Genomic DNA, 13,519 nt, shown 5'->3' with positions numbered 1-13,519 from the left:
CTGCCGTGCCCATGGATATCGTCGTCAAAGAAGAACTCAAGGCCTACATCGACCCGCTGACCGCGGACGAACATGACGCGCTGGAGCGCAGCATCCTGGCCGAAGGCTGCCGCGATGCGCTGGTGCTGTGGGGTGATGTGCTGGTCGATGGCCACAACCGTTTCGGCATCTGCCAGAAGCACGGCCTGCCCTTCAACACCGTGCAGAACACCCGTTTCCAGAGCATGGAAGACGTGCACCTGTGGATGATCGAGCAGCACCTGGGCCGCCGCAGCGTGTCCGATTTCCAGCGCGGTGTGCTGGCGCTGCGCAAGCGCGACATCCTGGCCGCCCGCAAGCAGGTCGAGCAGGCCCAGCTGCAGCGCGAGAGCGACGGCACCGCCGACGTCGTCGTAGACGCGGGCGAGGACAGCCCGCCGTGGGAACCGGCGCCGAAGATCAGCCGCGCCGAGCTGGCCCGCGAGGCCAAGCTGAGCACAAGCCAGGTCGGCATGATCGAGCGCATCCACGCCCAGGCCGCGGCCGAGGTGGTGGAAGCGGTGAAGGCCGGCGTGATCTCGATCAGCGCCGCTGCGGCCGTGGCCGACCTGCCGGAAGACGAGCAGCGCGCTGCCGCCGCCGGTGGCAAGGACGAGCTGAAGCAGGCCGCCAAGCGCGTGCGCGAGTCCAAGCGCAAGCCGCGCGCACCGAAGCCTGAACCAGCCGAGATGGATTTCGAAGAACCCAGCGAGGACGAGGTGGCCAGCCGCGATGCCGAAGTTCTGTCGGCACTGGAACAGCTGGGCGAGGATGCACCGGCCCTGCGCCGTCGCGTGGTCGCGCTGACCCGCGAGAACGACACCCTGCGCGCGCAGCTGGCCGCTCTGCGCAAGCAGCTGGAAGCGCTCTAAGCGCTCTCGACGCGCTTCTGTAGAGCCGAGCCCATGCTCGGCTGCTCTTTTCCACGCGCAAGGCAGCCGAGCATGGGCTCGGCTCTACAGACAGGCGTCACCAAGCTACGGTTAGACTTTCCGCATGACGCCTGCCCACGATCCGCGCCGCGCTCAGCTGCGGCGCCTGAAAGCCCTCGCGCTGGGCCTGTTGCTGTTGATGCTGGCCGGTTTCGCAATCAGCCACTGGCAGGGCGAGCGCGGCATCTGGGCCTGGGTCTCGGCCTTCTGCGAAGCAGCGGCCGTGGGCGCGCTGGCCGACTGGTTCGCTGTGGTCGCGCTGTTCCGGCGGCCGATGGGCCTGCCGATCCCGCATACCGCAATCATCCCGCGCAGCAAGGAACGCATCGGCGACAGTCTCGCCCTGTTCGTGCGCGACCAGTTCCTGGAGCCGGGTGTGCTGCTGGCCAAGCTGCAGGTGTTCGATCCAGCCAGCCGCCTCGGCAGCTGGCTGGCCGACCCGGCGCGCTCGCGGATGCTGGCCGACATGGCCCGCGGCTGGGCCCTGCAGGCGCTGGATTTCTTCGACGAAACCGCCGTACGCCGCCAGCTGCACGCCTTTGTGGTGCAGCAGCTGCGGCAGTGGAATGCCGCCGCCACCGCCGGTGAGCTGCTGGCCCTGCTGACCGCCGATGGGCGCCACCAGCGCGTGCTGGACGAGGGCCTGCAGCGCCTGGGGCGCTGGCTGGAGCAACCGGAAGTGAAGGAGCGTGCTTCGCAGCTGATCGTGCGTTACATCCAGCGCGAGTGGCCCACCCTGTCGAGCACGGTGAACTGGGTCAAGCCGATCGACGAGATCGGCGACAGCCTGGCCGAGCGCCTGGCGCGGGCGGTGCTGGAAGAACTGCAGCAGGTGCTGGCCGAGCCGCAGCATCCGCTGCGCCAGGACTACGAGAGCTGGCTGCAGAACTACGTGCAGCGCCTGCGCGAGGACCCGGCCCTGGCCGAGCGCATCGAGCAGCTCAAGCAGGACATGATCGACCACCCCGCCCTGCAGGACTACGTGCAAGGGCTGTGGGCGCGCATCCATGCCAGCCTGCGCGCCGACCTGCAACGCGAGGACTCGGCACTGGTCGGCCACCTGCAGCGCAGCCTGGCGTCGCTGGGCAGCAGCCTGCAGGCCGACCCGGCCCTGCGCGAGGCCCTCAACCAGCACCTGCTGGAAGGTGCGCAGCGCCTGACCGGGCGCCTGCGCGAGGGCGTGACCACGCATATCGCGCAGACCGTGAAGGGCTGGGACGAGCGGCACCTGGTCGAGCAGCTGGAACTGAGTGTGGGCCGCGACCTGCAGTTCATCCGCTTCAACGGCACCCTGGTAGGTGGCCTGATTGGCCTGCTGCTGCATGCGGCCACGGTGGTGTTCAGGTTCTAGCCCCGGCCAACGCCCACGATCAGCACGCTTGATTCATAAAATGCGAATACATATCATTTACTGATCGGTTGTACGCTTAGCCAAACGGGCACGAAGACGTGCCCATCGCCCGTGTACTGCCCCGACTTCTGGGCTGCCCGTCTGCGCGGGCAGTGCTTCGTCGATGGGACACGCTGGGCGACATGCGCAGGGCGCAAGGGGGCCGCGGACGCGTTCCATCCCCTCCCCTACCTGCAGGAACGCCGTGGACCGCTCGCCCGCAACCGCCAGCCCCCGCACCTTCTTCTCCAACCCGCGCTGGGGCGTGCTGTCACGCTCGTTGGCTGCAATCTTCGGCGGCTATGCGCTGGCCTCGGTGACCAGCGTGTTCTGCGCGGTGGCGCTGCCCGGCGCGCGCGGCCAGACCGTGCTGACCGGCATGCTGCTGGCGATCCTGGTCGCCGCCTGCGCGGCGTTGTGGGCGTTCGCCACCCGCAGCGCGCTGCGTGCGTGGGTCGGCATTCTCGCTCCCGCCCTGCTGATGGCTGCCATCGCGCGCATGCTGGGGGCCTGGGCATGAAGAACGGATTCCGCCAGTCGATGGCCTGGCTGCACACCTGGACCGGCCTGCTGGTCGGCTGGTTGCTGCTGCTGATTTTCATGGCCGGCACCGCCAGCTACTACCGTGAAGAAATCAGCCGCTGGATGCGCCCGGAGCTGCCGTCCAGCAACGTCAGCATCGACGTCGCCGCGCAGCGCGCGGTGGACTACCTGCAGGCCAATGCGAGCCACGCCGAGAACTGGTTCGTCACCCTGCCGCAGCCGCGCAACCCGGCCATGCAGATGTTCTGGCGGCTGCCACCGGAACTGGCCGACCCCAGCCGTGGCCGCCGCGGTGGCTTCGGCGACGCCACGCTGGACCCGAACAGCGGCCAGGCACTGAAGGCGCGCGAGACCCGTGGAGGCGACTTCTTCTACCGCCTGCACTTCGACCTGCACTACATCCCGGTGTACTGGGCGCGCTACCTGGTCGGGTTCTGCGCGATGTTCATGCTGGTGGCGATCATCACCGGCGTGATCACCCACAAGAAGATCTTCAAGGACTTCTTCACCTTCCGCAAGGACAAGGGCCTGCGCTCCTGGCTCGACTTCCACAACGTCAGCGCGGTGATGGCGCTGCCGTACCACGCGATGATCACCTACACCGGCATCGTCACCCTGATGATCATGTACCTGCCGTGGGGAGTGAAGGTCGCCTACCCCCAGGACGAGGACAAATTCATCAGCGAGGCTTTCGGCGGCCTTCCGGAAGTGACCTCGCCCGCCGAGGGCCGCGCCACGCCGCTGCCGATCGCACAGTTGCTGGACAGCGCACGCGCGCATTGGCACGGCGTGGAGGTGGCCGGTTTCACCGTGTCCAATCCGGGGGCGGCCAATGCGGTGATCGACATCCGCCAGCGCGATGGCAAGCGCCTGTCCATCGACACCCCGGCCGTGCGTTACGACATGGTCAGCGGTGCTCTGCTTGAGGAAACGCCGCCATCGGGCGGTGCCACCGCCACCCGTGGTGTGCTGTACGGCCTGCACCTGGCGCGTTTTGCGGACTGGGGCCTGCGTGCACTGTTCTTCCTGTCCGGTCTGGTGGGCTGCCTGATGGTCGCCAGCGGCGTGGTGCTGTGGGCGGTGAAGGAACGACCGAAGCATGCCAAGAGTGGACGCACCGGCTTCGGCCTTCGCCTGGTCGATGCGCTCAACATCGGCACCGTGGCTGGCCTGCCGATCGCCTTCGCGGCGTACTTCTGGGGCAACCGCCTGCTGCCGCTGGACATCGCCGAGCGCGCGAGTGCGGAGGCCAACGTATTCTTCTACGCTTGGGCCGGCGCGCTGCTGGCCGCCTTCATCTGGCCGAAGCGAATGATGTGGGCGTGGCAGCTCTACCTGGGCGCGGCCGCGTTCGCACTGGTGCCGGTGGTCAATGCGTTGACCACGCATGCGCACCTGGGCAACACCCTGCGCAACGGCGACTGGGTACTGGCCGGCGTCGATCTTTCGATGATCGTCTTCGGCGCAATGCTGGCGATGTGCGGCTGGCGCATGCAGCGCTGGACGCCACCGCTGAGCGCGGCCGAGAAGAAGAAGCGTGCGGCGGCGGCTGCGGCGCCAGTGGCTGTGGTCGAAACCGCCGAAGCGGAGGCCAGTGCATGATGCTGCTGGCGTTGACCCTGTCGTTTTCCGCGTTCACCGCGCTGTCGCTGGCGATGGAAAGACACCAGTACGACCTGCACGGCAAGGCTGCGGCCAGCCCGGCACGGCGCACGCAGTGGCGGGTGCTGGGCTGGGCCCTGCTGACGGTGGCGTTCGCGTTGTGCGTGGCCGATCACGGCTGGGCGATGGGCCCGGTGCTGTGGCTGGGCGCAATGACCATGTGTGGCGTGGCACTCTCGTTCGGGCTGTATCCGTACCGGCCGAAGTGGATCGCACCGCTGGCGATCACGCTGCCGGCGCTGGGGCTGGTGGTGGCGTTGCTGTAACCGCCATCCACGCATGGCGTGGATCTACTGAACAACCATCCAGGCATGGCGTGGATCCACCGGCCAGACAGGGGTAGTGCCGGCCGCTGGCCGGCACCTCATGAACCCTTTGCGGATCTGACACCGTTGCCGGCCAGCGGCCGGCACTACCGGGCTTACCCCAGCCGCTTCAGTTCCCATGCGCGGTGGATGCGCGCGTTGCGCTCGAAATCCGGACCGATGGTGCGTGCGGTGATCTCGCGGCACTGGGCGAATTCGGCGATGGCGTTCTCTTCCAGCTTGAAGCGGCGGAAGTTGTTGGAGAAGTACAGCACGCCACCCGGTGCCAGCCGGGCCACCGCCGCCCGCAGCAGCTTCACCTGTTCGCGCTGCACGTCGAAATCATCGGCGCGGGCGGAGTTGGAGAAAGTCGGTGGATCACAGAAGATCACGTCGTACTGGCCGCGGTCGCCTTCCAGCCAGGCCATCGCGTCGGCCTGGACCAGCAGGTGCTGGTTGCCCCCCTGCCCGTTCAGCGCAAGGTTGTCGTAGCACCACTGAAGGTAGGTGGCCGACAGGTCGACGCTGGTGGTGCTGGCGGCACCGGCCACGGCGGCCTGCACGCTGGCCACGCCGGTGTAGCAGAACAGGTTGAGGAAACGCTTGCCACGCACCTGCTCGGCCATCATCCGGCGCAGCGGGCGATGGTCGAGGAACAGGCCGGTATCCAGGTAATCGAACAGGTTCACCTGCAGCAGCGCGTTGTTCTCTCGCACCACGATGAACTCGTCGCGCTGCTCGAAGCGGCCGTACTTGCTGCCGCCCTTGCCGCGCTCGCGCGATTTCATCGACACCTGTTCCGGTGGCACGCCGAACACTTCGCGCGCGGCGGCCAGCAGCTCATTGCGGCGGCGGCGCACGTCGTTCTCGGGAATCGCCGCCGGTGCCGCATATTCCTGCACATGCAGGAAGGTACGCCGCCTGCCCCCCTCTTCCTCGTAGACGTCGATGGCCGCCGCGTACTCCGGCAGGTCGGCGTCGTAGGCGCGGAAGCAGGTGATGTCCTCGCGGGCACGCCAGCTCTTGAACTTCTTCAGGTTCTTGCGCAGGCGGTTGGCCACCATCTGCGCGCCTTCGCTCAGCTCGCGGGGCTGTGCCGGATCACGGCCCGGCACAGCGATCGGATCGCAGACGATCAGCGCGCATTCCAGCGCACCGTTGAACATCTGGTACTTCTTGCTGGCGCGCAGGCCAGTGGCGAAGGCCAGCTCGTCATTGCCGCACAGCAGGCTGGCACGCCACTGCGGCACGGCCTTCTGCAGGGCATTGCCCAACGCGCGGTACAGCGCCGGATCGGCAGCCAGGCGTTCGTCGTACGGCGGGTTACAGACCACCGCTCCGATCTCCTGTTCGGGCGCGGCCAGGTCGGCGACATCGGCGCGGGTGAAGCGGATCGCGTGGGCGACGCCGGCAACCTCTGCATTCTCGCGGGCGGCCTGGATCGCGGCCGGGTCGATATCGCTGCCATGGATGACCGGCTTCAGCGCGGCCAGGCCGGCCGCTTCGCGCTCGCGTGCTTCGCTCTGGATGGACTTCCAGGCCGCCTTGTCGAAGCCCAGCCAACGGCTCGGCGGCAGGCTGCCATGCCGCATCAGGCCAGGGGCGACGTCGGCGGCCATCAGTGCACCTTCGATCAGCAGCGTGCCGCTGCCACACATCGGGTCCAGCAGGCCGCCTCCGGCGGTGTGCAGGCGCGGCCACTGCGCGCGCAGCAGCAGCGCGGCGGCCAGGTTTTCCTTCAGCGGCGCCTCGTGGGCGGCACCGCGCCAGCCACGGCGATGCAGCGGGCCACCGCCGAGGTCGATCGACAGCGAAGCACGGCCCTTGCGCAGCGACAGGTTGACGCGCACATCGGGCAGGTCGGTGTTGACCGAGGGGCGCTCCAGGCCTTCATCACGCATCCGGTCGACGATGGCGTCCTTGATCCGCTGCGCGGCAAAGCGCGCATGGGTGATCTTGTCACCGGACACGTGTGCGTCCACCGCCAGGGTCATCTCCGGCGTGATGTGCTCGTGCCACGGCAGCGCACGCACGCCGTCATACAGGGCCTGCTCGTCCGGGCAGTCGAACTCGGCGATCGGCCACAGCACGCGGCTGGCCAAGCGCGACCACATCACGATCCGCAGCGCCTGCGCCAGTTCGCCCTCGGCGTTGACGCCGGCAATGGTGGCGGTGGCCTTGGCAAGGCCCAGGGCCGACAGTTCATCGGCAAGCAGGTATTCCAGGCCCTTGGCGCAGGAGACGAAGAATTTCACGGGGTCGGTTCGCAGGTGGTCGGGCGCGGCACAGGGGCCGGGCCGGTCGGAAAGGAGGGCCGTAGGCACGGCCGGCAGGCCCGCGCCGGGGGCGGCGGGGCTGCCATTGTAGTCAATGCGGGCAGGCGCGCCGTGCGCCCCGGCTTCACAGTTGCCGCAGCAGGCGCTCGAAGGCCTGCGCAGAGGCCTCCACGTGGCGCTCCAGGCGGTGGCCATCGTCAACCAGCAGCAACTGCGCCGAACGCGCCTGCGCCCAGGCAATCACGCCGGCAGCCGGTACCACGTCGTCATGCCAGGCCTGCACCACCGTGGTCGGCACCACAGCGGCGTCCAGCGCCGGCATCGGGCCCATGGTGGTCGGCGGCACCATCAGGAACAGGCCGGCTACCGGCACCTGCAGCGAGGCGATGGCGGAAATGTAGGCGCCCAGGCTGGAGCCGGCCAGTACCACCGGCCCCTGACGGGCAGCGATGGCGGCGCGTTCAACCAGACGGCGCAGGCGGGTCGGCACGTCGCCCACCCGGCTGACCTCGCTCATCGCGTCCAGATCGGTGTAGTCGGGGCGCTCGTGGGTCCAGCCCAGGCGTTGGGCCACCTCGGCCAGCGCGGTGACCTTGGTCGCCTCCGGGCCGCTTTCGAAGCCATGGGAGAGGATGCAGTGGCCGCGACTCATGCGCGTGCTCCGTGGGCGCGGGCCAACCAGGAAAGAGAAGGCAGGTTCATGCCGCAATGCTAGCATCGCCGGATGCCCAACCCGCTCCTGCCCGGCCTGCAGCTGCAGCCCCTGCCCTACCACGACCGACTGCCGCTGCGCGATCCGGCCACGCTGGAGATGGTGGTGATCCACTGCACCGAGCTGCCCGATCTGGCGACGGCCCGCGAGTACGGCGAGCGCGTGCTGTATGACAGCGGTGCCGGCAACAGCGGGCACTTCTACATCGACCGCGATGGCAGCGTGGTGCAGTACGTTGCGCCCGAACGCGTGGCCCACCACGTGCGCGGCATGAACGCGCATACGCTGGGCATCGAGCTGGTCAATACCGGGCGCTACCCGCACTGGTTCGACAGCCGTCACCAGGCGATGGACGAGGCCTACACCGAGGCGCAACTGAAAGCGCTGGAGCGGCTGCTGCAGGTGCTGGTGGTGCGCTATCCGTCGCTGCAGCGGATTGCCGGGCATGACCAGCTGGACCTGGAGCAGGTGCCGGCCAGCGATGATCCGACGCTGAGGGTGGCACGCAAACGCGACCCGGGCCCGTTGTTCCCTTGGGCGCGGGTGCTGGCGAAGGTGCCGCTGCAGCCGGTTGGGTAAGCGGCAGGGCTGCGCCCTGCACCTGCGGTAGTGCCGGCCGCTGGCCGGCAACAGCAGGCTATCCGTGGGATGGCAGGGTGGGCCCGGTTGCGGGGGACGCCGTAAATCCCCAGGCCGGCCCAGCCGCTGGCGGCTGTGCGTTCGGGCGCTCGCGAAGCAGTGCTTCGCAAGCAAAGCGCCCTCACCCCTGGGGGCTTGGCCGCGGCATCCATGCCGCGGACACCCGCAACCGGACCCACCCCGCCTTCGACAGATTTCTGCCGCTGTTGGTGGGTGCCGACCGTTGGTCGGCACGGAGTCGGATCGATCGGAGGGTGCCTTTGTAGAGTCGAGCCGCGCTCCATGACCTGCGGGCGCCGATGATTTGAAGGCATCGCCATGCGCGTGGAGCCGGCCGCTCGGCTCTGGAGAGGCTCCGCGCTCGACTGCTTTCTGCTCGGATCGCTCAGGCGCCGGTCGCCACCGGGCGGCTGCTGTCGCTCACCCAGCCGCTCCAGGAATCGGCATAGATGCGCGCACCGCTCAGTCCTGCGCTTTCCATCGCCAGCAGCAGGTGGCAGGCGGTCACTCCGGAGCCGCACATCAGCACCACCTGCTGCGGATCGCGGTTGCCGATCACGCCCTGCAGTTCGGCGCGCAGTTCCTGTGCATCGCGCAGGCGGCCGTCGAACACGTTCAGGGCGAACGGGCGGTTGACCGCGCCGGGTACGTGGCCAGCGACCGGGTCCAGCGGCTCCACTTCGCCGCGGAAGCGTTCACCTGCGCGTGCGTCGACCAACCAGCCCGGTGCATGTTTCAGGCGCGCGGTGATTTCATCGGCGCTGGCGACCTGGGTGGTGTCGAAGCGGCCCGGGTAGGCAGGCAGCGCTGTCACTTCACCCTGCCCCGTCGCCAAAGGATGCCCTGCGGCCTGCCACGCGGCGATACCACCATCGAGCACAGCTACCTTGGTGTGCCCGATCAGGCGCAGCAGCCACCACAGGCGCGAGGCGGCCATGCTGCCGTCGCTGCCATCGTAGACCACCACCTGGGTGTCGAGGCCGATGCCCCACTGCCCCAGTTTCGCGGCAAAAGCATCGCTGTCGGGCAATGGATGGCGACCATGGCCGACGCGGCTGAGATCGGACAGATCACGGTTGAGATCGGCATGCACCGCAGTCGGTATGTGTCCTGCCAGGTACTGGCCGCCCGCAGCCTGCGGGTCGGCCAGCGAAGCACGCGCATCGACCACGCGCACGGCGGTACTGGCGGTGGCACGCGCGTCGACCACGCGTACGCCTTCGCCCAGTGCAGCGGCCAGGGTGTCGACATCGACCAGGGTGGTCCACGGCTGCTTGATCGGGTTCATTGCACTTGCTCCAGGCGGCGACGCAGGTTGTAGAGGATGGCCGCGGTCGCCCCCCAGATGCGCTGACCGGGCCAGCCATACTCAAGAACGTGGCGGATGCGGCCGCGATGATTGATTTCGACCTGGCGCAGGCTGTCAGGGGCCATCAGGTAGTCCAGCGGCACCTCGAACACTTCGGCCACTTCGCTGGGCTGCGGCACCGGCACGAACTCCGGATCGACCACCGCCACCACCGGCGTGACCCGGTAGCCGGTGATGGTGACGAAGGGATCGAGATACCCCAGCGCCTGCACCTGGCCGGGCGCCAATGCGATTTCTTCCTGGCTCTCGCGCAGCGCGGCCGCCAGCGCGTCGCGGTCATCGGGTTCGGTGCGGCCACCGGGGAATCCGACCTGGCCGCCATGTGTACGCAGGGTTTCGGTGCGACGGGTGAGGATCACCTGTGCGCCATTGGCGCGCGGCACGATGCCGGCCAGCACCGCCGCCTCCACAGGCGGCCCCGGTGGCAGCAGGTCGATCAGCTCGCTGCGGTTCCAGCCGTCGCCGGCCGGCGGTTCGGCCAAAGGATGCAACGCGCGCACCAAGCGCTCGAGGTCGGCCAGCGATCCGCGTAGCGATTGCTGCAATTGTGCACGCAACGGTTGCACGCGGTGCAGGATGCGGCTGCGTTCCTCGTTGTTCATTGACGACCACCGCGCGATTTCTTCGAGATGCCGCGCGCAGCCGGTGCATTGCCGGTGCGGATCCAGCGTGCACACTCCGATGCAGGGACTTGCGACAACACGCGCCGTTTCTTCCATTGTTTGCACCCGGCAACAGTAGCGCGATCGGGCTGAATTTGCGCGGGTGGCCCGGCCCAACGGAAGAGTCGACTGTCAGTCGACGCTCGCGCGCAGCGCAGGCGTTTCACCGCCAGGGGTTGCACAAACAAAAACGCGCCGGTGGAATCACCGGCGCGTTTCGTTTACGGCTTCGATTTACTTGACGCTGACCAGCTTGATCTCGAACTGCACAGCCACGTTCGGCGGGAACGGGGTGCGCGGGTCGGCACCGTAGGCCTGGTCCGGCGGCAGGGTGACTTCCCACTTCGAGCCTGCCGGCATCTGCAGCAGGGTCTCGCGCATGGCCTTCATTTCGACGTCGCTGACCTTGATCGACGGAATCTGCTGGGCCGGACGGGCTTCGGTCGGGCGCTGGCCGTACGGGAACGGACCGGCCACTTCCAGCTGCACGGTGCTGGCCTGGGTCGGCTTGGCGCCCTTGCCGGCTTCGATCACGCGGTACTGGACGCCGCTCGGCAGGGACTGCACGCCGGCCTTGGCCTTGTTCGCCGCGATGAACTGATCGCTCTTGGTCTTGTTTTCGGCAGCAGCCTTTTCGTACTCGGCCTTGGCAGCCTGGGCACGGCCCTGCTCGCGCTTCTGGAACGCTTCAACGGCCGGCTTCAGCTGGTCGGCGGTGATCGCCGGCTGCTTCTTGGCGTAGGCGTCCTGCAGACCCTTCACCACCGAGTTGATGTCCAGCTGCTCACCACGACCGGTCAGCTCCGCCAGGTTGTTGCCGTAGTCGTAACCGAAGTAGTAGCTCAGCTTGCCCTTTTCGGACGAGACGTCCTGGGCGAAGGCATTGCCCGTCAGGGCCAGGGCCGCGACGGCGACCGCGATAGAACGCAACTTCATCAAACAGTTCTCCAGGGGTGGTAACTCAGGGACGTTCTGCGCCGCCCTGAGGCGACGGGTTAGGATAACGGGCACAACGTGTAACCGCTACTCACGATGCAGGCTAAGACCCGTCTGCGTTGGCGGAGTTCAATCTCACTTTTTTTTAACGTTTCAGGAGTTTTCCCGTGGCCGATGCCCTGATCGCTGTCGCCGACGACGGCGCCATCCGCACCGTGACCGTCCAGCGCCCGGACAAGCTCAACGCCTTGAATGCCGCGACCCTGCAGGCGCTGGCCGAAGCGTTCAGCGCCGCCGCTGCCGACCCGGACGTGCGCGTGGTGGTGCTGACCGGTGCCGGTCCGAAGGCGTTCGTGGCCGGGGCCGACATCGCCGAGATGAACACACTCAGTGCGGTTCAGGGACGTGATTTCTCCCTGCTCGGCCAGGCCCTGATGCGCCAGATCGAGCGCATGCCCAAGCCGGTGATCGCGCGCGTGAACGGCTTCGCCCTGGGCGGCGGGCTGGAGCTGGCCATGGCCTGCCACCTGCGCATCGCTGCCGATACGGCCAAGGTCGGGCAGCCGGAGATCAATCTGGGCCTGATTCCCGGCTTCGGCGGCAGCCAGCGCCTGCTGCGCCTGTGCGGCCGCGCCGCCACCCTGGAGCTGTGCCTGCTGGGTGCACCGATCAACGCCGCGCGTGCGCTGGAACTGGGCATCGTCAACGAGGTGGTGCCTGCCGACGCGCTGGACAACCGTGTGCAGGATGTCGCCCGCCAGTTGGCGCGCTCGGCGCCGCTGGCCCTGCGTGGCCTGCTGGATGCCGTGCACGTGGGTGGCGAATGCAGCCTGGAGGCAGGGCTGGAGTACGAAAGCGCGCAGTTCGGCCTGCTGTTCGCCACCGAGGACATGCGCGAAGGCACCAGCGCGTTCCTGCAGCGCCGTCCGCCGGCCTTCCAGAACCGCTGACGCCATGGCATCCCGACCCAACCCCGCGCAGCTGTTCGCCCGGGTCCAGGCAGACGATCTCGATGGCGCCCTGCAGGCGGGCCTGATGGACTACATCGCCCGCGCCGGCGACGCGCAGCTGCTGCCCGGCCACCCGGATCTTCCGCAACGCCTGCACCAGGCCCAGCAGCAGCTGCACGCGGCATGGGCCGCACGCGAACGCTACCGCGCGCGCGCGGTGCGCCTGGCGCGCCGTGAGGCCGAGCGCGATGCACGCCGTACGCCGGCCCCGGCGCCGGACATGAAACCCGCCCTGCCCGCCGCAGCCGCCGCCATCCTCGCCCGGGCCAAGGCCCGCGCCAGCGGCAAGGAGCAGTAATGGCCACCCTGAAGAAGACCGCACGCGCCCCGGCGCGGCGTGGCGGCACGATGCCGCGCGCCGACGTGGTGGAAATGTTCACCCGCCTGCGCGAACTCAATCCACACCCGAAGACCGAACTGGAGTACAGCTCGCCGTTCGAGCTGCTGGTGGCGGTCGCGCTGTCCGCGCAGGCCACCGACGTCGGCGTCAACAAGGCCACGCGCCGTCTGTTCCCGGTCGCCAACACGCCGGCGAAGATCCTCGCACTCGGCGAGGACGGGCTGAAGCAGTACATCGCCACCATCGGCCTGTTCAACGCCAAGGCGAAGAACGTGATCGCCACCTGTGCGATCCTGCTGGAGAAGCACGGCGGTGAAGTGCCGCGCGATCGCGATGAACTGGAAGCGCTGCCAGGCGTTGGACGCAAGACCGCCAACGTCGTGCTCAACACTGCATTCGGCGAGCCGGTGATGGCGGTGGACACGCATATCTTCCGCGTATCCAACCGCACCGGCCTGGCGCCAGGCAGGAACGTGCGTGAAGTGGAAGACAAACTGGTGAAGGTGATTCCGGCCGAGTTCCTGCTCGACGCGCATCACTGGCTGATCCTGCACGGGCGTTATGTGTGCAAGGCGCGCAAGCCGGATTGCCCGGGCTGCGTGATCGCCGACCTCTGCCGGTTCAAGGACAAGACCCTCGCAGAGTGACGACAGCATCCACGCATGGCGTGGATCTACTGCAACCGGGGCGCAATCCGGGCGTCATACGCAAGCGGTTTCAATGGC

The 13,519-nt window shown here is 68.1% G+C and carries 14 protein-coding genes; 9 read left to right on the top strand and 5 right to left on the bottom strand.

Going from position 1 to position 13,519, the window contains the following annotated elements:
* The first annotated feature begins 11 nt into the window (after positions 1-11).
* The 5 genes from AC5QAH_RS09340 to AC5QAH_RS09320 all read left to right on the top strand — a co-directional run bounded on the left by AC5QAH_RS09340 (position 12) and on the right by AC5QAH_RS09320 (position 4,811).
* Positions 12-890: a ParB N-terminal domain-containing protein gene (locus tag AC5QAH_RS09340; RefSeq protein WP_010486183.1), complete on the top strand. Its 879-nt coding sequence runs from the start codon at positions 12-14 to the stop codon at positions 888-890.
* 124 nt (positions 891-1,014) lie between these two features.
* Positions 1,015-2,301, top strand: coding sequence for a DUF445 domain-containing protein (locus tag AC5QAH_RS09335; RefSeq protein ID WP_043400391.1), 1,287 nt, complete (start codon positions 1,015-1,017; stop codon positions 2,299-2,301).
* A gap of 244 nt (positions 2,302-2,545) precedes the next feature.
* Positions 2,546-2,860, top strand: a complete 315-nt coding sequence (locus tag AC5QAH_RS09330; RefSeq protein WP_010486186.1) for a DUF3649 domain-containing protein — start codon at positions 2,546-2,548, stop codon at positions 2,858-2,860.
* Positions 2,857-4,485: a PepSY-associated TM helix domain-containing protein gene (locus tag AC5QAH_RS09325; RefSeq protein WP_019659065.1), complete on the top strand. Its 1,629-nt coding sequence runs from the start codon at positions 2,857-2,859 to the stop codon at positions 4,483-4,485. Before AC5QAH_RS09330 ends, AC5QAH_RS09325 begins: the two co-directional genes overlap by 4 nt.
* Complete coding sequence (locus AC5QAH_RS09320; RefSeq protein ID WP_019659066.1) at positions 4,482-4,811, top strand: DUF3325 domain-containing protein; 330 nt, start codon at positions 4,482-4,484, stop codon at positions 4,809-4,811. Before AC5QAH_RS09325 ends, AC5QAH_RS09320 begins: the two co-directional genes overlap by 4 nt.
* 155 nt (positions 4,812-4,966) lie before the next feature.
* Here the strand turns inward: AC5QAH_RS09320 and rlmKL are convergent, their stop codons facing one another.
* Together rlmKL and AC5QAH_RS09310 are read right to left on the bottom strand one after the other, a co-directional pair.
* Complete coding sequence (gene rlmKL, locus AC5QAH_RS09315) at positions 4,967-7,105, bottom strand: bifunctional 23S rRNA (guanine(2069)-N(7))-methyltransferase RlmK/23S rRNA (guanine(2445)-N(2))-methyltransferase RlmL (RefSeq protein WP_019659067.1); 2,139 nt, start codon at positions 7,103-7,105, stop codon at positions 4,967-4,969.
* Positions 7,106-7,250: 145 nt separating this feature from the next.
* Positions 7,251-7,778, bottom strand: a complete 528-nt coding sequence (locus AC5QAH_RS09310; protein ID WP_019659068.1) for an alpha/beta hydrolase — start codon at positions 7,776-7,778, stop codon at positions 7,251-7,253.
* A gap of 72 nt (positions 7,779-7,850) precedes the next feature.
* On the opposite strand from AC5QAH_RS09310, the gene AC5QAH_RS09305 reads away from it, so the two are divergent.
* Entirely contained in the window at positions 7,851-8,417 is a 567-nt protein-coding gene (locus tag AC5QAH_RS09305) for an N-acetylmuramoyl-L-alanine amidase (protein WP_019659069.1), read from the top strand.
* A gap of 445 nt (positions 8,418-8,862) precedes the next feature.
* On the opposite strand, the gene AC5QAH_RS09300 is transcribed toward AC5QAH_RS09305, so the two are convergent.
* From AC5QAH_RS09300 to AC5QAH_RS09290, 3 genes are all read right to left on the bottom strand, one after another.
* Entirely contained in the window at positions 8,863-9,765 is a 903-nt protein-coding gene (locus AC5QAH_RS09300) for a sulfurtransferase (RefSeq protein ID WP_019659070.1), read from the bottom strand.
* A complete protein-coding gene (locus tag AC5QAH_RS09295; RefSeq protein WP_026346919.1) occupies positions 9,762-10,565 on the bottom strand; it encodes a CoA pyrophosphatase in 804 nt (267 codons plus the stop codon). The genes AC5QAH_RS09300 and AC5QAH_RS09295 overlap by 4 nt, the downstream gene beginning before the upstream one ends.
* Before the next feature lie 177 nt (positions 10,566-10,742).
* Positions 10,743-11,444 carry an FKBP-type peptidyl-prolyl cis-trans isomerase gene (locus tag AC5QAH_RS09290; RefSeq protein WP_010486198.1) on the bottom strand — a complete coding sequence of 234 codons (702 nt, stop codon included), beginning with the start codon at positions 11,442-11,444 and terminating at the stop codon, positions 10,743-10,745.
* A gap of 167 nt (positions 11,445-11,611) precedes the next feature.
* On the opposite strand from AC5QAH_RS09290, the gene AC5QAH_RS09285 reads away from it, so the two are divergent.
* The 3 genes from AC5QAH_RS09285 to nth are packed head-to-tail and all read left to right on the top strand — an operon-like array spanning position 11,612 to position 13,441.
* Entirely contained in the window at positions 11,612-12,394 is a 783-nt protein-coding gene (locus tag AC5QAH_RS09285) for an enoyl-CoA hydratase/isomerase family protein (protein ID WP_043402633.1), read from the top strand.
* Between the two features lie 4 nt (positions 12,395-12,398).
* Positions 12,399-12,752, top strand: coding sequence for a hypothetical protein (locus AC5QAH_RS09280; protein WP_049411489.1), 354 nt, complete (start codon positions 12,399-12,401; stop codon positions 12,750-12,752).
* A complete protein-coding gene (gene nth / locus AC5QAH_RS09275; protein WP_029380075.1) occupies positions 12,752-13,441 on the top strand; it encodes an endonuclease III in 690 nt (229 codons plus the stop codon). The genes AC5QAH_RS09280 and nth overlap by 1 nt, the downstream gene beginning before the upstream one ends.
* Positions 13,442-13,519 lie beyond the last annotated feature (78 nt).

The organism is Stenotrophomonas sp. YJH_SMC_43 (assembly GCF_059372535.1).
The sequence above is the reverse complement of the archived record's forward strand: the minus strand, read 5'-3'. Positions and strand labels throughout refer to the sequence as shown.

What these genes read in the sequence shown, in the direction of transcription:
- AC5QAH_RS09325 (WP_019659065.1), top strand. Translation starts at nt 2,857, where the DNA reads ATGAAGAACGGATTCCGCCAGTCGATGGCCTGGCTGCACACCTGGACC.
- AC5QAH_RS09320 (WP_019659066.1), top strand. Translation starts at nt 4,482, where the DNA reads ATGATGCTGCTGGCGTTGACCCTGTCGTTTTCCGCGTTCACCGCGCTG.
- AC5QAH_RS09340 (WP_010486183.1), top strand. Translation starts at nt 12, where the DNA reads ATGGATATCGTCGTCAAAGAAGAACTCAAGGCCTACATCGACCCGCTG.
- nth (WP_029380075.1), top strand. Translation starts at nt 12,752, where the DNA reads ATGGCCACCCTGAAGAAGACCGCACGCGCCCCGGCGCGGCGTGGCGGC.
- AC5QAH_RS09280 (WP_049411489.1), top strand. Translation starts at nt 12,399, where the DNA reads ATGGCATCCCGACCCAACCCCGCGCAGCTGTTCGCCCGGGTCCAGGCA.
- AC5QAH_RS09310 (WP_019659068.1), bottom strand. Translation starts at nt 7,778, where the DNA reads ATGAGTCGCGGCCACTGCATCCTCTCCCATGGCTTCGAAAGCGGCCCG.
- AC5QAH_RS09305 (WP_019659069.1), top strand. Translation starts at nt 7,851, where the DNA reads ATGCCCAACCCGCTCCTGCCCGGCCTGCAGCTGCAGCCCCTGCCCTAC.
- AC5QAH_RS09290 (WP_010486198.1), bottom strand. Translation starts at nt 11,444, where the DNA reads ATGAAGTTGCGTTCTATCGCGGTCGCCGTCGCGGCCCTGGCCCTGACG.
- AC5QAH_RS09300 (WP_019659070.1), bottom strand. Translation starts at nt 9,765, where the DNA reads ATGAACCCGATCAAGCAGCCGTGGACCACCCTGGTCGATGTCGACACC.
- AC5QAH_RS09295 (WP_026346919.1), bottom strand. Translation starts at nt 10,565, where the DNA reads ATGGAAGAAACGGCGCGTGTTGTCGCAAGTCCCTGCATCGGAGTGTGC.
- AC5QAH_RS09335 (WP_043400391.1), top strand. Translation starts at nt 1,015, where the DNA reads ATGACGCCTGCCCACGATCCGCGCCGCGCTCAGCTGCGGCGCCTGAAA.